This is a genomic window from Pseudomonas sp. (genome assembly GCF_051660785.1).
In the GTDB taxonomy this organism is placed as follows: Bacteria; Pseudomonadota; Gammaproteobacteria; order Pseudomonadales; family Pseudomonadaceae; genus Aquipseudomonas.
Window position 1 is genome coordinate 1 of sequence record NZ_JBOFQE010000108.1, and the last position, 24,890, is coordinate 24,890.

The window sequence follows — 24,890 nt, forward strand, 5'->3', positions numbered from 1 at the left end:
CGGCTTGCTGGCGATGGCGGCGATACATTCAACACATGTGTTGGCTGTGAGAACGCCATCGCCAGCAAGCCGGCTCCTACAATGGCTGTGTTGTCAGTCAGACGCGAAACTGATCCATCAAACTCTGCTGCTGATTCGCCAGGCTGTTGAGCGACTGACTCACCCGCGCCGACTCATTCGCTTGCCCCGACAGCGACTCGGTCACATCGCGAATCGTCGCCACGTTGCTGTTGATCTCCTCGGCCACCGCGCTCTGCTCTTCGGCAGCGGACGCAATCTGCAGGTTCATGTCGCTGATCACCGTCACCGCCTCGCCAATCTGGCGCAGAGCCGTCACTGCCTGGCCAACCTGCTCGACGCTGCCTTGCGCCTGGCGATGGCTGTTGTTCATCGAGCCGACCACATCCTGCGTACCGCTCTGCAGCTGCTCGATCACCAGACGGGTTTCTTCCACCGACTCCTGGGTGCGGCGCGCCAGATTGCGCACTTCATCGGCGACCACCGCAAAGCCACGGCCGGCCTCACCGGCACGGGCTGCTTCGATGGCTGCGTTGAGCGCCAGCAGGTTGGTCTGCTCAGCGATGGCGCGAATCACTTCCAGCACCGAACCGATTTTCTCGCTGTTGGCCGCCAGGCCTTCGACTTGCACCATGGCCGCGCTCATGTCGGCGGCGAGGTTGTCGATGCTGGTGGTGGTCTGGCCGATGACGGTCAGGCCCCGGCGCGTCGCTTGATCGGCATCTTTCGCGGCCTGAGCGGCTTGCGCGGCACTGCGGGCAACGTCCTGGGCGGTGGCGCTCATTTCGTGGGATGCGGTGGCGACCTGATCGACCTGACGGTATTGCTGCTCCATGCCGGCGCTTGTCTGCGTGGCGATGGCGGAGGATTGGTCCGCCGTGCTGCGGGCGTCCTGCACCGAGCGTTTCACCTCGGCGATGATCGGTTGCAGCTTGTCGAGGAAGCGGTTGAACCAGCCGGCCAACTGGCCCAGTTCGTCCTGCTTGTCGTAGGCCAGGCGCCGGGTCAGGTCACCTTCGCCGCTGGCGATGTCTTCGAGCATGTGCGCCACGCCGAGTATCGGTCTGGTCACGCTGCGCGCCATCAGCCACACCAGCAGCAAGCCAATCAACGCAGCCAGCACACCGAGGCCGAGTTCGACCAGGGTGCCCGACCTGTTGCTGTCATCGAGTTGGTTTTTCAGGGCTTCGGCAGGGCCGACCAGAACCTTTTCCGGCACGTCGAGCAACACGCCCCAGGATTTTCCGCCGGGAATCGGCTGGAACGGTGACAGCACTTTAAGCTGCTCATTGCTGTGCAGGCTTTCGGTTTTGCTGCTGGCGGCGAGCATGCGAATCAGCTCGGCGCCGTTGGTCTTGTCCACGGCGTCCAGGCGCTGGCTGAGTTTGCTGGCATCCCGGCTGTAGCCGGCCAGCAAGCCGACCGGGCTAATGATGCTGACGCCGGTCTGGCCGTCATAGAGCTTTTTGCTCGCGCCCTGACTCATGGCCTGCAGGCTGTTGAGGTTGATGTCCACCGACAGCGAGGCGATGACTTTGCCGTTGACCATCAGCGGGAACACGATGCTGGTCATCAGCACGTTCTGGCCGTCGATCACATAGAAGTACGGTTCGATCACGCACGGCTTGAGCGTGGTGCGCGGGCAGGTGAACCAGGCGTTGGCCGGCTCGCCGCTGGGGCCGGCATTGGTGTCGGCCATATCGCTTTCCGGCAACGCCATGGAGGTCACTTTACCCGGTGTCGGTTGCGACCAGTACAGCGCAAAACGGCCCTTGTCGTTGCTGCCCAGCTCGGCCTGGCCGGCGAACAGATCGTCCTTGCCGTCAAGTGCGTTGGCTTCAAACACCAGCGACAGACCAAGCAATTCCGGGTTGGCTTGCAGCGCCGACTTGACCTGACGAGTCAAGTCTTCACGCAGGTCGAAGGCGTCCAGAAAGCGTTTCTCGGCCTGATCGCGCAGGAACAGCACCTGACGCGAAAAGCCGTGGCCATATTGGTAGGCGTCCATGAACTGCTGACGAATCACCAGCGCCTGGTTTTCACCCTGGGATTCGATCCGTGCCTGGGCGGCTTCGGTGAGCATCTCCATGCTCGAGGCTTTCACCATCTCGGAGCTGTGCTCCATGCGATAGAGCGAAAGACCCACCAGCAGGGTCACGATGCCCGCCAGGCACAGCCCGGCCAGCAGGGTGATTTTCCATTGGATGGAAAGTTGTCTGAGCGACATGGAGAGACGTCCTTATTCGATATTTATCTGAGACTTTGCACTGTAACGGCCGTGATTTGGCTTTCTTTATCCCCGCAGGTCGATTGTCATTCTTTGTGGCATTGAGGTCCCTGTGGCGAGGGGATTTATCCCCGTTAGGTCGCGAAGCGGCCCCCTGCAATCCGTCAGCCACACCGAGTTGTCAGGTTTGGCGACTGCTTCGCAGCCGAACGGGGATAAATCCCCTCGCCACAGGGTTCATCACAGCCCGTTACACATCGGTCAGGCACGGGTTCTTTGACACCGGGCCGACTCTGCGGCACAGTGCGCGCCCTCTAATAAAACCCATTCTTAAATCCGCTGGCGGCTCTTCGCAGACTGCCGGCAGGGCTCATTTCGCTTGCCTTGAGGTAACGATGATTAATGCTGTAATTGCCGCGGTCGGCGTCATGCTGGTCCTCAGTCTGTCCCGCGTGCACGTAGTGATCGCGCTGATTGTCGGCGCTCTGGTGGGCGGTTTGACCGGTGGCCTGGGCATCGACGCCACCCTTAAAGCTTTCAACAGTGGCCTCGGCGGCGGGGCTACGGTCGCGTTGTCCTACGCCTTGCTCGGCGCGTTCGCCGTGGCGATTGCCAAGTCCGGCCTGGCCCATGCCCTGGCGGATAAGGCCCTGATGATGGTCGATCGCCAACACGCCAGCGGAGGCCGTCAGGTCAAGTGGTTGCTGATCGGCTTGCTCTGGGTGGTGGCCATCGCTTCGCAGAACATCCTGCCGATACATATCGCCTTTATTCCGTTGCTGGTGCCGCCACTTTTATATGTGCTGACCAAACTGCAACTGGATCGCCGCTTGATCGCCTGCGTCATGACCTTCGGTCTGATCACGCCGTACATGTTCCTGCCGGTGGGCTTTGGCAACATCTTCCTGAATGAAATCCTGCTGGCCAACGTTGCCCGCAGCGGCGTGGACATCAGCGGCATCAACGTCACCCATGCCATGGGCATTCCGGCACTGGGCATGGTCGTCGGCCTCGCGGTTGCGTTTATCAGCTACCGCAAGAAACGCGTGTACGACCTGGAAAAGATCGAGAAGGTCGAGCAGGTCGCGGTGGAGTACAACCCGCTGAGCCTGATGGTCGCCGGTGTGGCCATCGCGGCGGCGTTCATTATTCAGCTGCTGCTGGACTCGATGATCATCGGTGCGCTGGCGGGTTTCCTGATTTTCTCGGTGTCGGGCATCGTGAAGTGGCGCGACACCGACGACCTGTTCACCGAAGGCATGAAGATGATGGCGATGATCGGCTTCATCATGATCGCCGCCTCGGGGTTCGCCGAAGTGATGAAAGCCACCGGTGAGGTGCAAACGCTGGTTGAGGCGTCCGCGTCGTGGATCGGTCACAGCAAAGGCATCGGTGCGCTGCTGATGTTGCTGGTCGGCCTGCTGGTGACCATGGGCATCGGCTCGTCGTTTTCCACCGTGCCGATCCTGGCGGCGATTTTCGTGCCGTTGTGCGTGCAGCTGGGGTTCAGCCCGATCGCGATCGTGTGCATCGTCGGCACGGCGGGCGCGTTGGGTGACGCTGGTTCGCCAGCATCGGATTCGACCCTGGGCCCGACCTCCGGCCTGAACATTGACGGCCAGCATCACCACATCTGGGACACCGTGGTTCCGACCTTCCTGCACTACAACCTGCCGCTGCTGGCGTTCGGCTGGGTCGCCGCGATGGTCCTGTAACCCCACTTCCCCCTGTGGGAGCGACCTCTGTGGTGAGGGGATTGATCCCCGTTGGGCTGCGAAGCGGCCCCCCAGCGTCAGTTCAGACATACTGAATTGTCAGGATTTACGACTGCTTCGCAGCCGAACGGGGATAAATCCCCTCGCCACACAAGCCCGTTGCCACATTGACCGGATTCAACTTTTGGTCCGGCGTGCCGTTAAAGCCTTTAACCACGCCAACAAAACCAAAAGAGTGAACCGTCATGCGCATGAGCCTGAAGGCTAAAGTCCTGTCCCTTGCCGTCCTCCCGGTGTTGCTCTTTGCGCTGGTCATCAGCCTGACCACGCTGTTCATTCTGCAGGAGCAGGCGCACAAGGAAGTCGAGGAAACGCGCCAGCGCCTGCTCAGCGATGCCAAGGCCACCCTGCAAAGCTACGTCGCCGTGGCCATGACCACGATCAAACCGCTCTACGAGGCGGCCGCCCCAGGCGATGACGCGGCGCGGGCGCAGGTGATCAAGCTGCTGTCGAGCATCACCTACGGCAAGGACGGCTACTTCTTCGGCTACGACTCCAACACCGTGCGCCTGTTCAAGGCCAACAGCCCCGATGGCGTGGGCCAGAGCTTCAAGGACAATCGCGATCCGAACGGCGTCTACGTCAACCGTGACCTGGTGAAAGTTGCCAAAGACGGCACTCACTACCTGCAATACAGCTCGCCGCTGCCCGGCAACACCCAAGTGCTGGTGCCGAAACTGGGATACACCGAATACCTGTCGAAGTGGGACATGGCAGTCGGTACATCGGTGAACCTTGACGGTATCGAGGCGCAAGTCGCGCTGGTCGAAGCCAAGGTGCAGGACCGGATGGAAGGCGTGGTGCTGACCATCGCCGGTCTAGCGGTGGTGATGTTGCTGGTGATCGCGGCGGTCGGGATGCTGCTGGCCAATACCATCCTGCGTCCGCTGAACCTGATGAAAGCCAACCTCGATGACATCGCGGCGGGCGAGGGCGACCTGACCCGCCGCCTGACCATCACCAGCCAGGACGAACTCGGCGAACTGGCCGGCTCGTTCAACCGCTTCGTCGACAAGATCCACAGCCTGGTGCGCCAGATCACCGAAATGACTTCGCAACTGACCGGCCTGGTGAATCAGGTTTCCGATCAGGCCCAGCGTTCGGATCAGGCCATGGAGCGTCAGCGTCACGAGACCGATCAGGTCGCCACGGCGATCAACGAAATGTCGGCGGCCGCTCAGGAAGTGGCAAAAAGCGCGCAAAACGCGGCGGTGGCAGCTCAGCAGACCGACGAAGAAGGTCAGGCGGCCAAGCGTGTGGTGGCCGGCAGCATCGTGAAGATTCATGCATTGGTGGACGACATTCGCAGCAGCGGCGTGTCCCTCGACAGCCTGCAAAAAGACGTATCGTCGATCGTCAGTGTGCTGGGGGTGATTCGTTCGATTGCTGAGCAGACCAACTTGCTGGCGCTGAACGCCGCCATTGAAGCTGCGCGTGCTGGTGAAGCGGGTCGCGGTTTTGCGGTGGTGGCCGATGAGGTGCGGGCGCTGGCCAGTCGCACGCAGATCAGCACCCAGGAAATCCAGGGCATGATCGACCGCTTGCAGGCCGGAACCCAGTCGGCGGTGGAAGCGATGCGTCGCTCCAGCGAAGCGGGCGATGGCACGTCGGCCCAGGCCAATGAGGCCGGTGCCTCGCTGGACACCATGGCGCAGCTGATCGGCACCATCAACTCGATGAACGCGCAAATCGCCAGCGCCGCTGAAGAACAGACCGCCGTGGCCGAAGAGATCAACCGCAGCGTGCATCAGATCGCCGTGGCGGTGGACAACGTCGCCGACGAAACCCAACTCGGCGCCCAGACCTCACGCAGCCTCGCCGATCTCGGTCAGCGCCTGGGCAAACTGGTCGGCCAATTCCGTATCTGACACCCTGCAAACCCTGTAGGAGTGAGCCTGCTCGCGATAGCGGTCTTTCAGCCAGCATTAATGTTGGATGTGCCGGACCCATCGCGGGCAAGCCCGCTCCCACAGGGTTATGTGTTGTCAGGGTCGATCCCAGTAAGGCACCGCGCCGAAGCATTCGACGAAGAAATCAATCACCGTCCTTACCTTCACCGACAACCGTCGGCTACCCGGCCACAGCACCGCAATCTGTTGCGGCTCAAGGCTGTTGGACACCTCATACTCCCCCAGCACCGGCACCAACGTGCCGTTGCGTACCGCCTCGCCAATCAGCCACGACGGAAACATCACCAGCCCCAGGCCTTGTTCGGCGGCTTGCGTGAGCGTGTCGGCGTGGTTGCCGGTGATCGGTCCTTTGACTGAGTAGGGCGTCCAGTCTTGCTGGTCCTTGCGGAAAAACCAGCGCTGCTGCCCGGTCACGCCTTTGTAGGCCAGGCACTGATGCGTCGCCAGTTCTTCGGGATGTTGCGGCGTGCCATGGCGTTCGACGTAGGCCGGGCTGGCGGCGACTTGAAAGCGATGGGGCGCCAGGATCCGCGCCTGCATGCTCGAATCGTGCAGCGGGCCGATGCGGAACAGCAGGTCGGCGCCTTCCTGCAACGGGTCGACGTAGCTGTCGGTTTGCTGGATATCCAGTTGCAGTTTCGGGTAGCGCTCGCACAACTGCCCAAGCCAGGGCGTCAGATGACGTTGCCCGAAGACCACCGGCGCGTTGATCCGCACCAGCCCGCTGGGTTCGCTTTGCTGTTCCTGCAAGGCCTGTTCGGCTTCCTCCAGTTGCACCAGCACCAGCCGCGCGTGATGGCCGAGCATGCGTCCCGCTTCGGTGGGCGTGACGGCGCGCGTGTGGCGGTAGAGCAATTGCTGGTTCAAGGCCTGTTCCATCAACTGGATCTGCCGGGAAATCGAAGAGGGCGCCAGGCCTTCGCGGCGGGCGACTTCGGAAAAACTGCCATGATCGAGCACCGCGACAAACAGCCGAAGTGCCTTGAATCCCAGCTCGTTGAGGCCGTGCATGATCCATCCTGCTGTGCGAGTTGCGCAAAAGTGTTGTCCGGATGCTCCCATTTATCGCAAAGCAACGCCAGCCGATAATGCGCGTCACCACCGTCGCCTTGTGGGAGCGACCTGTGGCGAGGGGATTTAGCGAAACGTCGCACCGCCCCGTTGGGTCGCGAAGCGGCCCCAAAAAAGGGACTGCTGCGCAGTCCAACGGGGATAAATCCCCTCGCCACAGGTCGCTCCCACAAGGGGTTCGTGTTTTATCTGGTAACTGGTAGGGGTCCCCCAATGCAATCTTCTTCAATCGACATCGCTGCAGCGCCAGCGACCAAGCCGGGGCTGCGGCTATTGCTGCTGCCGCTGGTAATTCTCGCCGGCATGGGCCTTTCCGTTGAGGCCGGGCTGCTCGGGCCGCTCGGGGTTCAGGTCGGGCATTTATGGGCAACGTTGAGCATCTTCGGCGTCGGCTCGGCAATTCTGTTTTTGCTGCTGTTATTCAGCGGCAAGCAACAAGGCCCGGCGTTGAACACCTTGCCGCGCTGGCAATTGATCGGCGGTTTCCTCGGGCCGATCTACGTGGTGGTGCTGACACTGGCCACGCCCCACATCGGGATCGCGATGACAATGATCGCGATCCTCTCCGGGCAGGTCGGAAAAAGCGTGCTGATCGACCACTTCGGCTGGTTTGGCGCTACTCGCAAAAAGGTCAACGGTGAGCGTTGGCTGGCGCTGCTGCTGATTGTCGCGGCACTTGTTCTGATTGCGCGGGGTTGATGATGAATCTGATTATTTTGTTGGCCGTGGTAGTGGCCGCCGGCGCGGTGTTGAGTGTTCAGGCGGCAATCAATGGGCGTCTGGGGGAAACCGTTGGTGTTTTGCGCAGCAGCTTGCTGACCTTCGCCGTGGGCGCGGTGGTCACCGGGTTGCTGATCCTTTTTTTCGAACCGGCCCATGCCGTGAGCCTGCTGGATGTGCCGAAATGGCAGCTCAGCGGCGCCTTGTTCGGCGTGGTCTACATGATGGTCATGGTCGGCGCGGTGCCGCGGGTTGGCACGGCGGTGGCGACCGTGGCCGTGATTCTCGGGCAGTTGGGCATGGGGATGTTGATCGACAACTTTGGCTGGCTGGGTAATCCGGCCATCGAATTATCGGGCAGCCGGATCGTGGCGATGGTGTGTCTGGCAATGGCGTTGCTGTTCATGTATCGCAGCAGCACCCGGAGCGAGTAACGAATACCTGACTCGCCCTTGTAGCAGCTGCCGAGCAGCGCGAGGCTGCGTCCGAGGACAAAGTCCTCGTAAATCCTGCGCACGCGGTCTGACTGAAACACCCCCGGTGATTGATTTTACGACTGCTTCGCCCGAGCGCGGACCGAGCCAAACGCAGCCTCGCGCTGCTCGGCAGCTGCTACAACGGCTCCTACACTGGTGGGTGAGGTGCGCATTTGTCGCACGCGACGACCACAACAATGGAGTCAGACTCATGATCGACAGTGAAAGTATCTGCGACTGCCCCAAATGCTCCTGCAAACTGGGTGAACATCCGATAGCTCGTCACGGCAAGCACTATTGCTGTGAAGCGTGCGCCAAGCACCATGAACACGGCGAGGAGTGTGCGAGCAAGGGCTGCAAGTGCGCGCACGCTAAATAGCTATCAACATAAAAGTGGAGCCGGCCCGGCTCCACTTTCAATGTCTGGTTTCTCCCCCTTCGATCCTCAGCCCGCCGGTCGCCACGTCACATTTTCGATGCCGAACTTCTCCGCCAGCGGCTTGCTGGTTTTTTGCACCTTCTCTCGACCAAAGCGAGGGATTCGTCCGACCCCTGCATCACAACTGGCCCAGTGCCAAGCCTCCGCGTTGTCCATTTTGTCCAGGCGGATAATGAATGACTTGGGGACGCCATGAAGGGTGTATTCAATGACGAAAAGTTTTGCGTTGTTCATAAAGCCCGTATTCCTCCCTGTGGTAATACAAGGATCGTCGGGGTTACGGAAAATTCAGTCGGATTGTCAGACGGCTGACGCCAGTGGCGACAAGGCCTGCGCGCCGTTACCATGCAATTCCTGAAAACCCCAATGATCATTGCCCATGGCCCTTGCCGCGCCTCCCGACCTGAGTGATACCGATGTGCCCGTGCAACCGCTGGCACGCACGTACCCTCGCGGCTTGTATATCGAGCCGCACGAGCATGTCTGGGGCCAATTGCTGTACGCAATGAGCGGAGTCATGTGGGTGGAAACGCCCCATGAGGCGCTGGTGGTGCCGCCGCAACGGGCGGTGTGGCTGCCACCGGGTGTGCCGCACGGCATTCGTGTGGTCTCGGACCTGCAAATGCGCAACATCTACCTGCGACCCTCATTGGCGGCCACGCTGGATGACAGTGTCCAGGTGATCGAAGTGGGCGGGTTGCTGCGTGAGCTGATCGTCGGCCTGGTGGAGCAGGGCGACGATGGCGCGCCCGAGTATTACGACGCGCTGGTCGGCCTAGCGTTGTTGGAGCTTAGGCGAGCCAGGCGATCGCTGTTGAAAATCCCGTTGCCGGATGATTCCGACCGGCGCCTGATGAACCTGTGTCAGGCGGTCATGGCCGCGCCTTCGCTGGATATTCCGTTCGAGCAGCACGCGGAGAATGCCGGTGCCAGCGTGCGCACCCTGGCGCGGCTGTTCAAGGACGGTCTGGGCATGGGCTTCGCCGAATGGCGGCGGCAGGTGCAACTGGCGACCGCGGCGGCGGAGTTGATTCAAGGTGTGCCGGTCAGCACGATTGCCCGTGAGCTGGGCTATTCGCCGAGCAGCTTCAGCGACATGTTCCGCCGGGAACTGGGTGTTGCGCCTTCGCAGTTTGCGGCGGGCCTCAGCCTTAACGCAGATTTGTAGCAGCTGGCGAAGCCCTGTGGGAGCGAGCCTGCTCGCGATGACGTAGTGTCAGTCGACATTTGTGTTGCCTGATACACCGCTATCGCGAGCAGGCTCGCTCCCACAGGGCTTCGCCAGCTGCTACACAGTTTGCGTGCATTCCGTTAATGACGCTTTGGCCGATATTCAGAAGCACTTGGCCGATGCCCGCCGTCAACGCTCTCTAGACTTCAGGCATACCTTGTTTGCCCACGGAGTCTGCCATGAGCTACCTCATCTCGCTGGTCATCGGTCTGGGCGTCGGCTTGCTCTACGGCGCACTGGATTTTCGTTCTCCCGCCCCACCGGCCATTGCCCTGGTGGGCCTTCTGGGCATGCTCGCCGGCGAAAAGTTGTGGCCCATGGGGCGGCAACTGGTGGCTGGCTGGGTCTCCTGAAACCCCTTCCTTGATGCGATGGAAATTCCCATGAAAGCACTGCAGTTCGACCAGACCGGCGACCTTTCGGCCTTGCGCTATGTCGATGTCCCAACCCCTGTTCCCGGCGCCGATGAAGTGTTGGTTCAGATCAAGGCGGCGGGCCTCAACCCCAGCGATGTGAAGAACGTGCTGGGGCGTTTTCCCTACACCACGTTGCCGCGGATTCCCGGCCGGGATTTCGCCGGTGTGGTGGTTGAAGGGCCAAAGGCACTGATCGGTCAGGAAGTCTGGGGCACCGGTCGTGAGTTGGGCTTCTTTGCCGACGGCTCCCACGCGCAATTCGTCAAACTGCCAGCCAATGGTGTGGCGCTAAAACCTACGCATCTGAGCTTCGCCCAGGCCGCCAGCCTCGGTGTGCCGTACACCACGGCGTGGGATGCGTTGGAGCGCAGCCTGGTGACGGTCGGAACGCGGTTGCTGGTGATCGGTGGCGGCGCGGTTGGCAGTGCCGCATTGGCGTTGGCCAAGGTGCGTGGCGCTCAGGTACTGGCGGCGGCGCGGCGGCCCGAGCAGGTCAAGGATTTGCAGGCGCAGGGGTATCAGACGCTGCAACTGGATAAACCGGACGACCTGGGTGCGCAGGTGAATGCCGTGTATGCCGGCGGCGCCGACGTGATCTTCGACACCACCGGTTTCTGGCTACCGGCCTCGGTCCCGGCGCTGGCGACGTTTGGTCGCATCGCGATCATCGCGGCACCGGTAGACGGCATGGTGCAATTGCCGGCGCTGGCGTTGTATCGCAAGGGTGGCTCGGTGGTGGGGATCAATTCGTTGTTGTATGGCATCCAGGCGTGTGCGGCGATGCTGGATCAGTTCGGCAAATTCTTTGATCAGGGGTTGTTGCCGTTGCCGGAAGGGTTGTTTGAATCGCCGTTGGCCGAAGGGTTGGAGCGGTATGCAGAGGTGAATGAGGGCAGTGGGGACAAGGTGATTTTGTTGCCATAACCCAATCAAAATGTGGGAGCGAGCCTGCTCGCGATAGCGGTTTATCAGGCAAAACAGATGTCGACTGACACTCCGTCATCGTCGGAACGTCGCCCGGAGCAGGCTCGCTCCCACAGGGTTTTGTATTGTCAGATCAGGCCTCAGGACCACTGCTCTCCCATGTAGACCCGTTTCTCAAAATCTCCTGCACCAACGGATTCCCCGTCCGGTGCAGGTTCGCCAGCGCTGTCACAAACCCGCCCTTGTCCGCATGGAAACGCGCGTCATTGCATTCATAAAACCTCCAGGTCCAATCAAGCTTCAGAACTGATAACCGATGCCAGCGTAGTAACCCCAGCCATTGGAGCGGGCGCGGAAGTCGCCGTCGCCGAAATTCAACTCGCTGCCATCGTCCCAGTTGCCGCCGTTGTGGAAGTAGCGGCCGACCAGGGTGAAACGCAAGTGGGTAAACGAGTACAGCAACACGTTGGTGGCGACGGTGGCGTTGGCGGTTCGGGCCGGGTTGTCCTTGTGCAGGTCCGAGCCGAAATCGAAGTTGGTGAAGCCGATGTAGGTCAGCGACGCGCCGTTGCTGAAGCTGCTGATCGGCACGATGTATTTGAGCTGGGCGCGGTAGCCATCCCACGAATATTCGTTGCTGGCGCCGTAGTTTTCCCACTGATAACGCCCATAGAAATTCGCCGACAAGTTGACTCGCGAGTGGGTGTCGATGTCGGTGCCCAGACCGCTGTACAGCGTATTGGCGCGGTTGGCGCTGTTGCTGCCGTGGTCGTAGATCCAGTCGAACGCCACGTACCATTCCTTGAACGGCCCGATGGCCAGGCTGCGTCCGGCCAGATAGTCGATGGAGATGCGCGGTTCGTGCTCCATGAACACCGGCGAACCGTGGTCCCATACGCCTTTGTCATGACTGTTGCCGATGTCGAAGATCTTCGGGATGTCGATGTAGCCGTACAATTCGAACGGCCCCTTGCGTCCGAAGTACTCATACTCCAGGTAAATATCGTCGGCCGGTTGGGGGCCGAAACTGATGTCTTTGCTACCGATGACGGTCAGGTCCTGGTTGAACCAGTCCGACAGGTATACGCCCTTTTTCGGCGGGCTGGCTTCGGGACTGAGGGCTTCGCCCTGGGCGGATTCTTCGGCGGTGGCGGGCTGCGCCAATACGGTACTGCTGAGTAGTCCTGTAACGCTGGCCAGCAGCAAGGAAACAGCAACAGTGCGCGAGCAAGTCACGCGGCTGGACGTGCGGTGCATTAAAAGTCCCTTTTCGTGCGGATCGAAGGCCCGGTTCTTCGGGCTTTGCGCGGTTAAGTCGCGAAAACGTCTGTATCAGCGACTCGCAAACGTTTGCACAAGAGATGCCAATTATTTCAATTCCATGAAAAATCGATGAATTCAGGGTTTTTATTGTCGTTTTGGTCAGGTACGCAGGCTGATGCTTCTGTAGCAGCTGCATTGTGGCGAGGGGATTTATCCCCGTTCGGCTGCGCAGCAGTCGTAAAAACTACGCACAGGTTTACCTGATAAACCGCAGTGCCTGAATTCACGACTGCTTCGCAGCCGAACGGGGATAAATCCCCTCGCCACAACGGCAGCTGCTACAAGGCGTGTGGCGTTGCGCCTTGGGAGGACCGTCAATGCTAGACTCGCCCCCATTGTCTTCACGAGGTTATTCCCCCATGAGCGAGCCGATTCGTCTGACCCAGTACAGCCACGGTGCAGGCTGTGGCTGCAAGATTTCGCCCCAGGTGCTGGAGGTGATTCTGGCCGGCAGCGGCGCACAGAATCTTGACCCCAAACTCTGGGTCGGCAATGCCTCGCGCGACGACGCGGCGGTGTACGCAATCGATGAAGAACGCGGCGTGGTGTCGACCACCGACTTCTTCATGCCGATCGTCGACGACCCGTTCGATTTCGGCCGCATCGCCGCCACCAATGCCATCAGTGATATCTACGCCATGGGCGGCGATCCGTTGATGGCGATTGCGATCCTCGGCTGGCCGGTGAATGTGCTGGCGCCGGAGATTGCCCGGGAAGTGATTCGCGGCGGACGTTCGGTGTGTGACGAGGCGGGCATTCCGTTGGCCGGTGGGCATTCCATCGACGCGCCGGAGCCGATCTTCGGCCTGGCCGTGACCGGGCTGGTTGAAAAACGCCACATGAAGCGCAACGACACCGCCACTGCCGGTTGCCTGCTTTACCTCACCAAACCGCTGGGCATCGGCATCCTCACCACCGCCGAGAAGAAGGGCAAGTTGCGCACCGCCGACATCGGCCTGGCCCGCGACTGGATGTGCACCCTGAACAAACCCGGCAGCCGCTTCGGCAAGCTCGACGGCGTGACGGCGATGACCGACGTCACCGGCTTCGGCCTCTTGGGGCATCTGGTGGAAATGGCCGATGGCAGCAACGTCACCGCGCGCATCGAATACAACCGTGTGCCGCGTCTGCCGGGTGTCGAGTACTACCTTGATCTGGGCTGCGTGCCGGGTGGCACGTTGCGCAATTTCGACAGCTACGCCAGCAAGGTCGGGCGCGTGCAGGAACTGCATAAACGGGTGCTGTGCGATCCGCAAACCAGTGGCGGTCTGCTGGTCGCGGTCACGCCGGAAGGCAACGAGCAGTTCCTCAAACTGGCCGTCGAACTGGGCCTGTCCCTCGAGCCAATCGGCGAACTGGTTGAGCGACAGACCAACGCGGTCGAGGTGTATTGATGTCCATCGACTTCACCGATTACCGCGACATCTTTCTCAACGATCGGCCGATGATGGATGCCCGTGCGCCGGTTGAATTCCACAAAGGGGCTTTTCCCGGCGTGGTCAATCTGCCGCTGATGAATGACCACGAGCGGCAACGGGTCGGCACCTGCTACAAGCAGCACGGCCAGCAAGCCGCGATCACGCTGGGGCATCAATTGGTGTCCGGCGAGATCAAGGCCGAACGCATCCAGGCCTGGGCCGATTTTGCCCGGGCGCATCCTGAGGGTTATTTGTATTGTTTCCGCGGCGGCTTGCGTTCGCAGATCGTCCAGCAGTGGCTCAAGGATGAGGCCGGCATTGACTACCCGCGCGTCGGTGGCGGCTACAAGGCCATGCGCAGCTTCTTGCTGGACACGGTCGATCAGGCCGTTGCCCAGTGCGATTTCGTCTTGCTGGGCGGCATGACCGGCACCGGCAAGACCGAGGTGCTCACGCAGTTGCGCAACGGTCTGGACCTTGAAGGTCACGCCCATCATCGAGGTTCCAGCTTCGGCAAACGCGCCACCGGCCAACCGTCCAATATCGACTTTGAAAACCGGCTCGCGGTGGACGTGCTGAAGAAACGCGCCCACGGCATCGAGCAGTTTGTGCTCGAAGACGAGAGTCGTGCGATCGGCAGTTGTGCGTTGCCGTTGCCGCTCTATCAGGGCATGCAGCAATTTCCGATGGTCTGGCTGGAAGACAGCCTGGAAGGTCGGGTCGAACGGATCTTGCGCGATTACATCGTGGACCTGTGTGCCGAGTTCATCAGCGTGCATGGCGATGAGGGCTTTGCGCTGTTTTCCGAGCGCCTGCTGGAGAGCCTGAACAACGTGCAGAAGCGTTTGGGCGGTGAACGGCATAGGCGGTTGTTTATCTTGATGGAGGACGCGCTGGCGGAGCAGGCGAACAGCGGGGCGGTGGATTTGCACCGGGGCTGGATCGAAGGATTGCTGCGTGAGTATTACGACCCGATGTATGCGTTTCAGCGGGAGAAGAAGGGCGCGCGGATTGAGTTTGCGGGGGAGAAAGGGGCGGTTCTTGAGTACTTGCGCGAGCGGCAGATCAACCGACAGTAATGTGTTGGTGTTTCTGGCCCCATCGCGAGCAGGCTCGCTCCCACATTTTGACCGCGTCTATTGATGCAACTCGGTCTAATGTGGGAGCGAGCCTGCTCGCGATGGGGCCCTGAAAGACACCATAAACTACGGGTTCAGCTTACGTCGGACACGTCTCCCGCCCATTATCCAGCCCTTGCTTGTAGCTGTGGCTCACCAGGCTCGCCTTGCCGTTGTGCCAGGTCAGCGTGAGCACAAACAACGAATCGTAGTCGCTCGATTCCCAGTCTTCAGTGATCTTCTGTTTCTTGCCAACCGCATCGCCCGCGACCTTGTTGATCAGCTCCGGCAGATAGCCGTGGGACCAGGCCGTGTAGATGACCGAGTTGTGATACTTGTCGTGGAGCAATTCGTCCGCCAGGTCGCTGGTGTCGTTGGCCGAAAAATTGATATTCACCGGCAAACCGAGCTTGATCGCGCTGGGGCTGATGGTCATCAGGGGCCGGATGTAGCTGTAGGAATTGTCCAGTTCGCCTTCCTCGACATTACGGGTCGGGTTGGCGGCAAATACGTAATTGGCCTTGCCGAATTTTTCCGGCAGCAAGGTGGCCAGATCGATGGCGCGGTTCAGGCCCTGGCAGTTGAGCTGACCCAGGCCGCCTTCGGGTTTTTCCGCGTGACGCAGGAACACCAGCGTCTGCGTGCCGTCGGCCGGTTGGGCGCGGCTTTCGCTGGACTCCAGCGACAAGAACAACGCGCTCACCGCCAGCAGGGAGGGCAGGACGACATACGCGCGTTGCTTGAAGTGATTAACGAATTTCGAAAGGTTCATCATTTGAATAGGTGATCTTCAGCGCATTCGGTTAAGGCTGACAAACCTTTACACCACGAGCTCCCAGCATCGGGTGATTTCCATGTCGTTGGGCCGGTCCGTTTCCGAAAGGGCAGTTCTCAGAGTCCTCTGAAGCCCATTTGGTTCGATTCCGGGCAAGTGCGCAGCAATCTACCGGTAACCTTGCATGGGTTGGAGCAGAGGTTATCGACAGGATGTTGCGGATTTATGGACACGGTACACGTCGAGGCGCCACTCGAGGACTGCAACCTTTTGATCTTGCTTATCAGCAACATTGATACGCAAGGATCCAATTCCTCCATTATGATCAGCGCTTACTTTTCCCTGTGGATGCTCCCCATGACCGATCTGTCCGCGTTCCCGATTACCCAAAAATGGCCGGCCCAATACCCGGACTGGATCCAGCTGTACTCCTTGCCGACTCCCAACGGCGTCAAGGTCTCGATCATGCTCGAAGAGATCGGTCTGCCCTACGAGCCCCATCGCGTGGGCTTCGACACCAACGATCAGATGTCCGCCGAGTTCCTGTCGTTGAACCCCAACAACAAGATCCCGGCGATCCTCGACCCCCACGGTCCGGATAACAAACCGCTGCCGTTGTTCGAATCCGGTGCGATCCTGATTTACCTCGCCGACAAGAGCGGCCAGTTGCTGGCGCAGGAATCGGCAGCGCGCTACGAGACGATCCAGTGGCTGATGTTCCAGATGGGCGGCATCGGGCCGATGTTTGGCCAGCTCGGTTTCTTCAACAAATTCGCTGGCAAGGACTACGAGGACAAGCGTCCGCGTGATCGTTACGTCGACGAAAGCAAACGCCTGTTGAAAGTGCTTGATGGCCGTCTGGAAGGGCGCGACTGGATCATGGGCGAGCGCTACACCATCGCCGACATCGCCACGTTTCCTTGGGTGCGCAACCTGATCGGTTTTTATGAAGCGGGCGATCTGGTGGGCATCAAGGATTTCCCCAACGTCACTCGTGTGCTGGAGCGCTTCCTGGCGCGGCCGGCGGTGATCCGCGGGCTGGAAATTCCCAAGTAAATATCTCGACTTTCTCAAGACCAAGGCAGGCAATGAGCTCATTCGATTTCAAGCAGGTAGATGTCTTCAGCCGGGTTGCACTCAAGGGCAATCCGTTGGCGGTGGTGTTCGGCGCAGACAGGCTCAGTGATGAACGCATGGCGGCGTTCGCGACCTGGACCAATCTCAGCGAAACCACGTTCATCCTCGAACCGCGCGACCCTCGCGCCGACTATCGCGTACGGATCTTCACCACCCTGAACGAATTGCCGTTCGCCGGTCACCCAACGTTGGGCACCTGCCATGCGTGGCTTGAAGCCGGCGGTGTGCCCAAGGGCGAGGAGATTATTCAGGAGTGCGGCGTCGGTCTGGTGCGGGTCCGCAGGCAAGGCGCGGAGCTGGCCTTTCTCGCGCCGCCGCTGATCAAGACCGGGCCGGTGGAGGCCGAGGTGGTCGAGCGCGTGCGCCGTGGACTACGGCTGGAGCCGGGCGCGATTGTCCGGACACAGTGGGTCGATAACGGTGCCGGTTGGCTGGCGGTGATGGTCGAAGACCGCCAACAGGTGCTGGATTTGCAACCGGATCATTCGCAAATGCTGGGCCTGGCCGTCGGCGTGATTGCCCCGTGGAACCCCGAGCGTGATGGTGATGACGCGCAGTTTGAAGTGCGCGCGTTCATCTCCGGCGACGGCATGCCGGAAGACCCGGCCACCGGCAGCCTGAACGCCGGGATCGCGCAGTGGTTGCTCGCTGAAGGGCTGGCGCCGGCGTCGTATGTTGTCAGCCAGGGCCTGACCATGGGCCGCGCCGGGCGCATTCAGGTGGAGCAGGTGGGGGATGAGATCTGGATTGGCGGTGCTGTGGTGACCTGCATAAGCGGCACCCTGAACATTTAAACTGTAGGAGCGAGCCTGCTCGCGATAGCGGTGTATCAGTCAATACATGTGTCGACTGACACGCCGCTATCGCGAGCAGGCTCACTCCCACAGGGGTTTGTGGTGGATGCAGGGGATTATTGCCGCACCGGTAACGGTGTGTTCTGCGCCTGAGGTTTGTGCCCCGCGCCTTGCAGGGCATAAGCTTCGCCCTCTACGACTTTCGTCTTGTCCTCCGTTTTTCAGGAAGCTTCCATGTCCAGCCAGTTCCCCGAAGCACGTCCACGCCGTCTGCGCCGCAATGCGAGCCTGCGCAGCCTGTTCCAGGAAACCGAATTCAGCCTGAACGACTTGGTGCTGCCGATTTTCGTCGAGGAAGAAATCGACGACTTCGTGCCGATCAAGAGCATGCCCGGCGTGATGCGCATTCCGGAATCGAAACTGGCCGGTGAGATCGAGCGCTACGCCCGTGCCGGGATCAAGTCGGTGATGACGTTCGGCGTGTCCCATCATCTGGACAGCAGCGGCAGCGACACCTGGAGCGACAACGGCCTGGTGTCGCGCATGTCGCGCATTGCCAAGGATGCGGTGCCGGAGATGATCGTGATGTCCGACACTTGCTTCTGCGAATACACCGATCACGGCCATTGTGGCGTGATGCACAACCACGAAGTCGACAACGACCAGACCCTGATCAACCTCGGCAAACAGGCCGTGGCGGCGGCGCGAGCGGGTGCTGATGTGATTGCCCCGTCAGCCGCCATGGACGGGCAGGTCCAGGCCATTCGCCGGGCACTCGACCAAGCCGGTTTTACCCAGATTGCGATCATGGCCTATTCGACCAAGTTTGCGTCCGCGCTCTACGGGCCGTTCCGCGAAGCCGGCGGCAGCGCGCTCAAGGGCGACCGCAAAAGCTACCAGATGAACCCGATGAACCGCCGCGAAGCGGTGCGCGAATCCCTGATGGACGAGCAGGAAGGGGCAGACGCCCTGATGGTCAAGCCGGCCGGCGCCTACCTGGACATCATTCGCGACATCCGCGAAGTTTCGCGTTTGCCACTCTCTGCATATCAGGTCAGCGGCGAGTACGCGATGATCAAATTCGCCGCACAGGCCGGGGCGATTGATGAGGATCGCGTGGTGCGTGAAAGCCTGGGCGCGATCAAGCGAGCGGGGGCGGATTTGATCTTTACCTACTTCGCGATGGACCTGGCCCTGGCCGGGATCTAACGACCACAAAATATCCCCTGTGGGAGCGGGCTTTTGTGGCGAGGGGATTTATCCCCGTTGGGTCGCGAAGCGGCCCCAAAAATGGGACTGCTGCGCAGTCCAACGGGGCGGTGCGACGTTTCGCTAAATCCCCTCACCACAAAAGCCCACCCCCACAGTAGATTTGTGGTGTTCTCAGGGGCTGCCAATAAACGGCCGGATCCCATGCTCCTTGAAGTACCGCTCGATCACCTTGGGATCGGACGAGTTGTCGGCAATCGCCACATACGTATCCGGCCGCAACAGATAAAACCCGCTATGCCCCAATCCCGCCGCTTCAAACGCCGGCCGCCAGGCGAACACGTGCAACGGCAGGTGATGCTCGTGGCACCAGGCGATCATTTCGTCGCTGGTGTCGCCATACACATGCACCTGCCAGGTCAGACACTTCAGTGATTCGAAGTTGTCCTGCTCGCCGTCGTGAGCCCAGGGCAAACGGTCACCGCCATGAACGTGGCAGGCAACGCCCGTGCTCAATGCAGTCCCGCGATAGTTGAGGGTGATCTGCGACACCGTGCGAAACAGAAACTCGCGGGACGTCTCGAACGAGGCCATTCTGGGGATCAGGAAGGGCGCCAGGCGCGTGCGCAGCAAATCGGCCATGCGTCCTTCGGCGGTGACGAAGGTAAACACCCGGTCGGTGGTGGCCACCAGTTTGCGGGCGAAGGCGATGCGTTCGGTTTCGTAGCTGTCGAGCAACGTGGCCGTGGCGCCGCCGCTCAAGACTGCCGCCAGTTTCCAGGCCAGGTTGATGGCGTCGCCGATCCCGGTGTTCATGCCCTGGCCACCCGCCGGGCTGTGGACGTGCGCAGCGTCGCCCAATAGAAAGGCGCGACCGTTGCGAAAGTGATCCGCCACGCGGTGATGCACCCGATACGTCGAGAACCAATTCACCAGATCAATCTGCACCTTCATATGCTCGATGGCCCGACTGCTGACGTCTTCGAACTGCAGGGTCTCGGCACGGTCGGCGCGCTCGTCGCGCACGGTGCCGATCAAGCGCGCGCGGCCTTCACCGGCTAAAGGAAACACCGCGAGAAAGTCCGCTTCATCCAGGTCCAGGTGCAATTCACCGTTGAACGCCGGGCCTTGGGCCTGCACATCGGCCACATAGAAAATCTGCTGGTAGGTGCCGCCGGGAAAACCGGTGTCCAGGGTCTTGCGCACGATTGACCGGGCGCCGTCGCAACCCGCCAGGTAGCACGCCTGGCAGATTTCCTGCTGGCCATCTGGCAAGCGCAATCTTGCGCTGATGCCATCGCCGGTTTCTTCGAAATCTTCCAGTTCAGTGGTGCGCTCGACCTTGATGCCGAACCCTTCAAGGCGTTCTATCAGCAGCTGTTCGTGCTCGTCCTGAGGGAACATCTCGAGAAACGCGTAAGGCGTCAGCCCCTCGCCGATGCCGGTCAATGGCAGGCGCGCCACGGGCTGGCCCTTGACCCAGAAATTCGCCGCGGCCACTCGATGACCTTTTTTCACCACGGTATCGCTGAGGTCGAGCTGGCGGTAAAGCTCCAGCGTCCGCGCCTGCACCGCCAGCGCCCGCGACGTGGTGCCGGGCGTCGACGTCTTGTCGATAATCCGTACCCGGATTCCCAGTTTGCTCAGCCAAAGCGCCAATACCAGCCCGGTCGGGCCGGCGCCGACGATCAGTACGTCGCTACGGTTCATGAGCCTTTCCTCCTCCGCATGTGGCTCAAGTATGGTTCAGCCCGGGGATATGAAAAGGCTGCCCGCCCAACGGAAAAAGGCCCCGCAGCCGTGAAGCTGCGGGGCCTTTTCGTTAAGCGCCAGTGATCAGAAGTCGATGGTGCCGGACAACTTCGCCACCCGTGGTTCGCCCTGGGTGAGGTAGCCGCCCAGTGCCGATTCCCAGTATTTCTCGTTGGTCAGGTTGTCGACGCCAAGACGCACGGTCACGTCCTTCTGCGAGACTTTGAAGGCATAACGGGCGCCGGCATCGAAGCGGTTCCAGGTCGGCAGGCTGAGGTTGTTCGCCGCATCGGCGTATTGACCGCCGGTGCGCAGCATCCGTGCGTCCAGCGCGACCCCTTGCAGGCCCGGCACATCCCAATCCACGCCGGCGTTGAACTGGAAGGTCGGCACGCCGATGGCGCGATTGCCGTCGTTGAGGCCGCCTGCGGTTTTCTTCAGTTCGGTGTCCATCACGGTCAGGCCGCTGATCAGGCGCAGGCCTTCGATCGGCTCGCCGAAGACGTTCAGCTCGACGCCTTTGTTGACCTGTTCGCCTTCACGCACGAAGACCGCGGTGTTGGCGTCGACGACTTGAGTGAAACCGTCGGCTGGTTGCTCGATGCGGTACACACCGAGGCTGGCGCCGTAGGTGCCCATGTCGACTTTCACACCGGCTTCGATCTGTTTCGAACGCGCCGGAGCAAAGGCTTCATTGCCATTGATCACCACACGGCCACCCGCCGAGGTAGGTGCCGTCGGGCCTTCCGCCAGGCCCTCGATGCGGTTGGCGTAGAACGACACGTGGTCCCACGGTTTGAAGACGATGCCGTAGACCGGCGTGGTGATCGATTCGTCATAAGACGAGGTGCGGCTGCCGGAACCGTAGTCAGCATAGCCATAGCTTTGAACGACCAGCTGCTGGCGACGCACGCCGACGGTCAGCAGCAGGCGATCATCGAAGAAGCCTAATGTGTCGGACACCGCGCCGCTGCGCACGAAGGTTTTGCCGGTGATGCCCGGGTCATTCAGGTCGCCGCCGTCGAAACCGCCCTGTGGCGCCGGTGTCTGAACAGGATGGTAGATGTTGTTCGGGTAGCGGGTCAGGTCGAAATCGAAGGCGCTGCGCTGTTCGGTCCAGATACCGGCGAGGCCGAAGTTCAGTTTGTGGCTGACCGGGCCTGTCTGGAAGCGCCCGTTCAGGCCCGCCATCACGCTTTTGTTGTCTTCGTCATGGGGAATGAATGAGCCGGTGGTGGTGGCGGTGCCGTCGTTGCCCACAAGGGTGGTGGAGTTGTAGCGACCGGTTTCACGGGTGTGCTTGGCGCCACCTGCGGCGTAGGCGGTCCAGTTGTCGTTCAGGTCGTATTCGGCGCGCAGCATGCCGAAGGTGTCTTCGATCTCGGTGAAGCCCCATTTCGGCGCGTAGTTGGTGTCGGCCGACGGCGCGTCCGGAATGTGCGTCGCGGTGCCGAGGAACACTGAGTTGCGACCACCGTTGATGCGTTGCTTCTGATAAGCGAAATCGCCGGAGAGGCGCAGCGCGTCACCGCGATAATCCAGGCCGATGGCGAACAGTTTGGAGCGCTGGTTTTCGTCGTCGACGGCGGTGTCGCCTTCGCGCTGGGCGAGGTTGATCCGCGCGCCGAAGCGGTTGTCTTCGCCGAACCGCTGACCGATGTCCAGGTGCTCGCCAACCCGGCCTTCATTGCTGATGTCGGTGGAGAAGCGGCGCAACGGCACGTCGCCGGCGCGCTTGGGTTGCAGGTTCACGCCGCCGCCGATGCCGGAACCGGTCGGGGTCACGCCGTTTATGAATGCGTTCGGGCCTTTGAACACTTCGACGCGTTCCAGTGCATCGGTGGAAATGATCTGCCGCGGCAATACGCCGTACAGGCCGTTATAGGAAATGTCATCGCCGTTGAGCGGCAGACCGCGAATCACGAACACCTGCGCCTGGTTGGCAAAACCGGTGGCCTGGCGCACCGAGGAATCATTGAGCAGCACGTCGCCGACGGTTTCGGCTTGTTGATCCTGGATCAATTGCTCGGTGTAGGAGGACACGCTGAACGGCACGTCCATGATGTCCTGATTGCCCAGCACGCCCAGTTGCCCGCCGCGTGCAACCTGTCCGCCGGCAAATACCGGGGGCAGGGCGGACGGTGAGGGGGCCTGGGCGTTGATGTTGACCTCGTCCAGCACCAGCGACTTGCCGTCGGTTTCGGGTGTAGTCGCCGGTGTTGCGGCATAGGCCGTCACGGACAGGGAGCAAAACAGGGCGAGGATCGTCGGGCGAAAAGGGGCGCCGAGTCGGGCTGGAGTGGTCATGTTTCATTCCTGGCGGCGCGCCGCTGATGAGAAAAAAGAAAGTGACGGCGCGGAACTCCTTGCGCAAATGCGACTCCAGGCGCGAATGATAGGTTTTCTCAGTAACGTTGCGCAATCAGTTTGTCATCACGCAAGTTGAGGCCCGTAGCAGCTGCCTCGCAGGCTCGACAGCTGCTACGGAACAGGGGGCGGCGCGGAGGGTCATAGCCTGCGCCATGCCTTTGATCGTATGGTTAACCCGGTTCAGCAGAATTGATGGAGCACCATGCAAGCCAATCGATTGATCATGAGTGTTGCCGCACTGCTGGTGCTGGCCGGTTGCGTTAGCCAGCGCACTCAGGAGCTGCCGGCTCGCAAACCTGCCGAGGTCAAGGCAGAGATCGTGCGTCTGCTGCCGGCCAAAACCGTTGACCGCCAAGGCTGGGCCACCGATATTTACGCCGCCTTTGCCGCGCAGAACATCTATCCCTCTACGCAAAACCTGTGTTCGGTACTGGCGGTCACCGAGCAAGAATCAACCTTCCAGGTCGACCCGCCCGTGCCGGGTCTGGGCAAGATTGCCCGTGAAGAGATCGACCGTCGTGCCGCCAAAGTCCATATCCCCAGCCTGCTGGTCAGTGGTGCACTGCAGGTCAGTTCATCCAACGGTAAAAGCTACAGCGACCGGCTGAATGCGGCGCGCAGCGAAAAAGAACTCAGCGCCATTTTCGATGACTTCATCGGCATTGTGCCCATGGGGAAGACCTTGTTTGGAGGACTGAACCCGGTGCATACCGGTGGGCCGATGCAGGTCAGCATCGACTTCGCCGAGGAACAGGCGCGCGATTATCCATATCCGGTGGACGGCTCGATCCGGCGTGAAGTGTTCAGCCGTCGCGGTGGCATGTACTTCGGTATCGCTCACCTGCTCGGCTACCCGGTGAGCTACAAACAGCCGCTGTATCGCTTCGCCGATTTCAATGCCGGTTGGTATGCCAGCCGTAATGCGGCATTTCAGAACGCGGTGAGTCGTGCTTCCGGCATCCCTCTGGCGCTGGATGGTGACCTGGTGCGCTATGACGCGATCATGCCCGGCACCACGGAAGTCGCAGTGCGCACCCTTGGCAAGCAATTGGGCATGCGCAACACGACCATTCGGGATCAATTGGAGGAGGGTAAGAACCTTCAGTTCGAGGACACCCAGCTCTATACGCGGGTGTTCGATTTGGCCGAGAAGGCGGAAGGTCGGCCCTTGCCGCGAGCTGTTTTGCCGGGGATCGTGCTGCAAAGCCCGAAAATCACCCGCAAACTCACGACTGCATGGTTTGCCAAGCGTGTTGATGAGCGTTATCAGCGATGCATGGCGCGGGCGGGCAAGTGACCGGCCGCAAAAAACAGGCGTAAAAAAACCCGGCGAATGAGGCCGGGCTTTTCATTGAGTACCGCGGTAAAACCATTCATTTATACAGCGCGGCTTTCGATCAGACGGTCGGAACCACCTTCAGCCACACGGTTTTCGATCAGACGATCCGAACCACCTTCAGCGACGCGGTTTTCGATCAGACGATCCGAACCACCTTCGGCGACGCGGTTTTCGATCAGACGATCCGAACCACCTTCGGCAACGCGGTTTTCGATCAGACGATCCGAACCACCTTCAGCAACGCGGTTTTCGATCAGGCGATCCGAACCACCTTCAGCCACACGATTTTCGATCAGACGGTCGGAACCGCCTTCGGCAACGCGGTTTTCGATCAGACGATCCGAACCACCCTCAGCCACACGGCTTTCAATCAGACGATCCGAGCCGCCTTCAGCGACAACCGGGTGAGCAGAAGAAGCGGCGAAAGCGTTAACTGCAAAAACCGAGA

The 24,890-nt window shown here is 60.8% G+C and carries 23 protein-coding genes and 2 pseudogenes; 14 read left to right on the top strand and 11 right to left on the bottom strand.

Translation table 11 applies throughout. From position 1 onward, the window contains the following. Positions 1-97: 97 nt before the first annotated feature. Both ACRC4F_RS29875 and ACRC4F_RS29880 read right to left on the bottom strand, forming a co-directional pair. On the bottom strand, positions 98-853 hold the full coding sequence (locus ACRC4F_RS29875) for a methyl-accepting chemotaxis protein (protein WP_438662553.1): 756 nt from the start codon (positions 851-853) through the stop codon (positions 98-100). Between the two features lie 102 nt (positions 854-955). Next, positions 956-2,245 (bottom strand): annotated as a pseudogene (locus ACRC4F_RS29880) (HAMP domain-containing protein); the annotation flags it as partial. Positions 2,246-2,643: 398 nt separating this feature from the next. On the opposite strand from ACRC4F_RS29880, the gene ACRC4F_RS29885 reads away from it, so the two are divergent. After that, positions 2,644-3,960 (top strand): Na+/H+ antiporter family protein, encoded by a 1,317-nt coding sequence (locus tag ACRC4F_RS29885; RefSeq protein WP_438662554.1) that lies wholly within the window; start codon positions 2,644-2,646, stop codon positions 3,958-3,960. A 106-nt stretch (positions 3,961-4,066) separates the two neighbouring features. On the opposite strand, the gene ACRC4F_RS29890 is transcribed toward ACRC4F_RS29885, so the two are convergent. After that, positions 4,067-4,207 carry a hypothetical protein gene (locus tag ACRC4F_RS29890; protein ID WP_438662535.1) on the bottom strand — a complete coding sequence of 47 codons (141 nt, stop codon included), beginning with the start codon at positions 4,205-4,207 and terminating at the stop codon, positions 4,067-4,069. Between ACRC4F_RS29890 and ACRC4F_RS29895 the strand changes: the two genes are divergently transcribed. Beyond that, the gene (locus ACRC4F_RS29895; protein WP_438662536.1) at positions 4,206-5,888 is read left to right on the top strand and encodes a methyl-accepting chemotaxis protein; all 1,683 of its coding nucleotides are present in this window, start codon (positions 4,206-4,208) and stop codon (positions 5,886-5,888) included. The two genes, ACRC4F_RS29890 and ACRC4F_RS29895, sit on opposite strands and share 2 nt — an antisense overlap. 117 nt (positions 5,889-6,005) lie before the next feature. On the opposite strand, the gene ACRC4F_RS29900 is transcribed toward ACRC4F_RS29895, so the two are convergent. Beyond that, positions 6,006-6,941 (bottom strand): LysR family transcriptional regulator, encoded by a 936-nt coding sequence (locus ACRC4F_RS29900; protein ID WP_438662537.1) that lies wholly within the window; start codon positions 6,939-6,941, stop codon positions 6,006-6,008. Positions 6,942-7,214: 273 nt separating this feature from the next. Here ACRC4F_RS29900 and ACRC4F_RS29905 point away from each other — a divergent pair, with 273 nt between their 5' ends. The 3 genes from ACRC4F_RS29905 (at position 7,215) to ACRC4F_RS29915 (ending at position 8,576) form a co-directional block, all read left to right on the top strand. Beyond that, complete coding sequence (locus ACRC4F_RS29905; RefSeq protein ID WP_438662538.1) at positions 7,215-7,700, top strand: DMT family transporter; 486 nt, start codon at positions 7,215-7,217, stop codon at positions 7,698-7,700. Between the two features lie 2 nt (positions 7,701-7,702). Further along, entirely contained in the window at positions 7,703-8,155 is a 453-nt protein-coding gene (locus ACRC4F_RS29910) for a DMT family transporter (protein WP_438662539.1), read from the top strand. Positions 8,156-8,408: 253 nt separating this feature from the next. Then, the gene (locus tag ACRC4F_RS29915; RefSeq protein WP_150766720.1) at positions 8,409-8,576 is read left to right on the top strand and encodes a metallothionein; all 168 of its coding nucleotides are present in this window, start codon (positions 8,409-8,411) and stop codon (positions 8,574-8,576) included. Between the two features lie 66 nt (positions 8,577-8,642). Here the strand turns inward: ACRC4F_RS29915 and ACRC4F_RS29920 are convergent, their stop codons facing one another. Then, complete coding sequence (locus tag ACRC4F_RS29920) at positions 8,643-8,870, bottom strand: DUF6555 family protein (RefSeq protein ID WP_090186063.1); 228 nt, start codon at positions 8,868-8,870, stop codon at positions 8,643-8,645. A gap of 145 nt (positions 8,871-9,015) precedes the next feature. Between ACRC4F_RS29920 and ACRC4F_RS29925 the strand changes: the two genes are divergently transcribed. The 3 genes from ACRC4F_RS29925 (at position 9,016) to ACRC4F_RS29935 (ending at position 11,207) form a co-directional block, all read left to right on the top strand. Next, entirely contained in the window at positions 9,016-9,804 is a 789-nt protein-coding gene (locus tag ACRC4F_RS29925) for an AraC family transcriptional regulator (protein ID WP_438662540.1), read from the top strand. A gap of 242 nt (positions 9,805-10,046) precedes the next feature. Then, complete coding sequence (locus ACRC4F_RS29930) at positions 10,047-10,220, top strand: DUF1427 family protein (RefSeq protein WP_010458583.1); 174 nt, start codon at positions 10,047-10,049, stop codon at positions 10,218-10,220. A 30-nt stretch (positions 10,221-10,250) separates the two neighbouring features. Then, a complete protein-coding gene (locus tag ACRC4F_RS29935) occupies positions 10,251-11,207 on the top strand; it encodes a quinone oxidoreductase family protein (RefSeq protein ID WP_438662541.1) in 957 nt (318 codons plus the stop codon). Positions 11,208-11,340: 133 nt separating this feature from the next. On the opposite strand, the pseudogene ACRC4F_RS29940 reads toward ACRC4F_RS29935, so the two are convergent. Both ACRC4F_RS29940 and ACRC4F_RS29945 read right to left on the bottom strand, forming a co-directional pair. Next, positions 11,341-11,460 (bottom strand): annotated as a pseudogene (locus ACRC4F_RS29940) (purine nucleoside permease); the annotation flags it as partial. A gap of 47 nt (positions 11,461-11,507) precedes the next feature. After that, the gene (locus ACRC4F_RS29945) at positions 11,508-12,464 is read right to left on the bottom strand and encodes a nucleoside-specific channel-forming protein Tsx (protein WP_438662542.1); all 957 of its coding nucleotides are present in this window, start codon (positions 12,462-12,464) and stop codon (positions 11,508-11,510) included. A 425-nt stretch (positions 12,465-12,889) separates the two neighbouring features. Between ACRC4F_RS29945 and selD the strand changes: the two genes are divergently transcribed. Together selD and mnmH are read left to right on the top strand one after the other, a co-directional pair. After that, positions 12,890-13,924: a selenide, water dikinase SelD gene (gene selD / locus ACRC4F_RS29950; protein WP_438662543.1), complete on the top strand. Its 1,035-nt coding sequence runs from the start codon at positions 12,890-12,892 to the stop codon at positions 13,922-13,924. Next, positions 13,924-15,027 carry a tRNA 2-selenouridine(34) synthase MnmH gene (gene mnmH, locus ACRC4F_RS29955; RefSeq protein ID WP_438662544.1) on the top strand — a complete coding sequence of 368 codons (1,104 nt, stop codon included), beginning with the start codon at positions 13,924-13,926 and terminating at the stop codon, positions 15,025-15,027. The genes selD and mnmH overlap by 1 nt, the downstream gene beginning before the upstream one ends. A gap of 139 nt (positions 15,028-15,166) precedes the next feature. Here the strand turns inward: mnmH and ACRC4F_RS29960 are convergent, their stop codons facing one another. After that, positions 15,167-15,841 (bottom strand): histidine phosphatase family protein, encoded by a 675-nt coding sequence (locus ACRC4F_RS29960; RefSeq protein WP_438662545.1) that lies wholly within the window; start codon positions 15,839-15,841, stop codon positions 15,167-15,169. Positions 15,842-16,198: 357 nt separating this feature from the next. Here ACRC4F_RS29960 and ACRC4F_RS29965 point away from each other — a divergent pair, with 357 nt between their 5' ends. The 3 genes from ACRC4F_RS29965 (at position 16,199) to hemB (ending at position 18,981) form a co-directional block, all read left to right on the top strand. Further along, a complete protein-coding gene (locus tag ACRC4F_RS29965) occupies positions 16,199-16,897 on the top strand; it encodes a glutathione binding-like protein (protein ID WP_438662546.1) in 699 nt (232 codons plus the stop codon). 32 nt (positions 16,898-16,929) lie between these two features. Continuing rightward, positions 16,930-17,772: a PhzF family phenazine biosynthesis protein gene (locus ACRC4F_RS29970; protein WP_438662547.1), complete on the top strand. Its 843-nt coding sequence runs from the start codon at positions 16,930-16,932 to the stop codon at positions 17,770-17,772. Positions 17,773-18,006: 234 nt separating this feature from the next. Next, on the top strand, positions 18,007-18,981 hold the full coding sequence (gene hemB / locus ACRC4F_RS29975) for a porphobilinogen synthase (protein WP_438662548.1): 975 nt from the start codon (positions 18,007-18,009) through the stop codon (positions 18,979-18,981). A gap of 174 nt (positions 18,982-19,155) precedes the next feature. Here hemB and ACRC4F_RS29980 read toward each other — a convergent pair whose 3' ends face one another. Both ACRC4F_RS29980 and ACRC4F_RS29985 read right to left on the bottom strand, forming a co-directional pair. Then, positions 19,156-20,691 carry an FAD-dependent oxidoreductase gene (locus tag ACRC4F_RS29980; RefSeq protein ID WP_438662549.1) on the bottom strand — a complete coding sequence of 512 codons (1,536 nt, stop codon included), beginning with the start codon at positions 20,689-20,691 and terminating at the stop codon, positions 19,156-19,158. A gap of 126 nt (positions 20,692-20,817) precedes the next feature. Beyond that, positions 20,818-23,040 carry a TonB-dependent receptor gene (locus ACRC4F_RS29985; protein ID WP_438662550.1) on the bottom strand — a complete coding sequence of 741 codons (2,223 nt, stop codon included), beginning with the start codon at positions 23,038-23,040 and terminating at the stop codon, positions 20,818-20,820. Between the two features lie 265 nt (positions 23,041-23,305). Here ACRC4F_RS29985 and ACRC4F_RS29990 point away from each other — a divergent pair, with 265 nt between their 5' ends. Further along, positions 23,306-24,400 (top strand): DUF1615 domain-containing protein, encoded by a 1,095-nt coding sequence (locus ACRC4F_RS29990; protein WP_438662551.1) that lies wholly within the window; start codon positions 23,306-23,308, stop codon positions 24,398-24,400. An 80-nt stretch (positions 24,401-24,480) separates the two neighbouring features. Here the strand turns inward: ACRC4F_RS29990 and ACRC4F_RS29995 are convergent. Then, positions 24,481-24,890 (bottom strand): phage infection protein (locus ACRC4F_RS29995; RefSeq protein ID WP_438662552.1); only part of this gene is annotated, 410 nt, incomplete at its 5' end.

Excerpts from the sequence above, each read along its gene's own strand:
- ACRC4F_RS29875 (WP_438662553.1), bottom strand. The coding sequence starts at position 853 with ATGGAGCAGCAATACCGTCAGGTCGATCAGGTCGCCACCGCATCCCAC.
- ACRC4F_RS29895 (WP_438662536.1), top strand. The coding sequence starts at position 4,206 with ATGCGCATGAGCCTGAAGGCTAAAGTCCTGTCCCTTGCCGTCCTCCCG.
- ACRC4F_RS29890 (WP_438662535.1), bottom strand. The coding sequence starts at position 4,207 with ATGACGGTTCACTCTTTTGGTTTTGTTGGCGTGGTTAAAGGCTTTAAC.
- ACRC4F_RS29900 (WP_438662537.1), bottom strand. The coding sequence starts at position 6,941 with ATGCACGGCCTCAACGAGCTGGGATTCAAGGCACTTCGGCTGTTTGTC.
- ACRC4F_RS29905 (WP_438662538.1), top strand. The coding sequence starts at position 7,215 with ATGCAATCTTCTTCAATCGACATCGCTGCAGCGCCAGCGACCAAGCCG.
- ACRC4F_RS29910 (WP_438662539.1), top strand. The coding sequence starts at position 7,703 with ATGAATCTGATTATTTTGTTGGCCGTGGTAGTGGCCGCCGGCGCGGTG.
- ACRC4F_RS29915 (WP_150766720.1), top strand. The coding sequence starts at position 8,409 with ATGATCGACAGTGAAAGTATCTGCGACTGCCCCAAATGCTCCTGCAAA.
- ACRC4F_RS29920 (WP_090186063.1), bottom strand. The coding sequence starts at position 8,870 with ATGAACAACGCAAAACTTTTCGTCATTGAATACACCCTTCATGGCGTC.
- ACRC4F_RS29925 (WP_438662540.1), top strand. The coding sequence starts at position 9,016 with ATGGCCCTTGCCGCGCCTCCCGACCTGAGTGATACCGATGTGCCCGTG.
- ACRC4F_RS29930 (WP_010458583.1), top strand. The coding sequence starts at position 10,047 with ATGAGCTACCTCATCTCGCTGGTCATCGGTCTGGGCGTCGGCTTGCTC.
- ACRC4F_RS29935 (WP_438662541.1), top strand. The coding sequence starts at position 10,251 with ATGAAAGCACTGCAGTTCGACCAGACCGGCGACCTTTCGGCCTTGCGC.
- ACRC4F_RS29945 (WP_438662542.1), bottom strand. The coding sequence starts at position 12,464 with ATGCACCGCACGTCCAGCCGCGTGACTTGCTCGCGCACTGTTGCTGTT.
- selD (WP_438662543.1), top strand. The coding sequence starts at position 12,890 with ATGAGCGAGCCGATTCGTCTGACCCAGTACAGCCACGGTGCAGGCTGT.
- mnmH (WP_438662544.1), top strand. The coding sequence starts at position 13,924 with ATGTCCATCGACTTCACCGATTACCGCGACATCTTTCTCAACGATCGG.
- ACRC4F_RS29960 (WP_438662545.1), bottom strand. The coding sequence starts at position 15,841 with ATGATGAACCTTTCGAAATTCGTTAATCACTTCAAGCAACGCGCGTAT.
- ACRC4F_RS29965 (WP_438662546.1), top strand. The coding sequence starts at position 16,199 with ATGACCGATCTGTCCGCGTTCCCGATTACCCAAAAATGGCCGGCCCAA.
- ACRC4F_RS29970 (WP_438662547.1), top strand. The coding sequence starts at position 16,930 with ATGAGCTCATTCGATTTCAAGCAGGTAGATGTCTTCAGCCGGGTTGCA.
- hemB (WP_438662548.1), top strand. The coding sequence starts at position 18,007 with ATGTCCAGCCAGTTCCCCGAAGCACGTCCACGCCGTCTGCGCCGCAAT.
- ACRC4F_RS29980 (WP_438662549.1), bottom strand. The coding sequence starts at position 20,691 with ATGAACCGTAGCGACGTACTGATCGTCGGCGCCGGCCCGACCGGGCTG.
- ACRC4F_RS29985 (WP_438662550.1), bottom strand. The coding sequence starts at position 23,040 with ATGACCACTCCAGCCCGACTCGGCGCCCCTTTTCGCCCGACGATCCTC.
- ACRC4F_RS29990 (WP_438662551.1), top strand. The coding sequence starts at position 23,306 with ATGCAAGCCAATCGATTGATCATGAGTGTTGCCGCACTGCTGGTGCTG.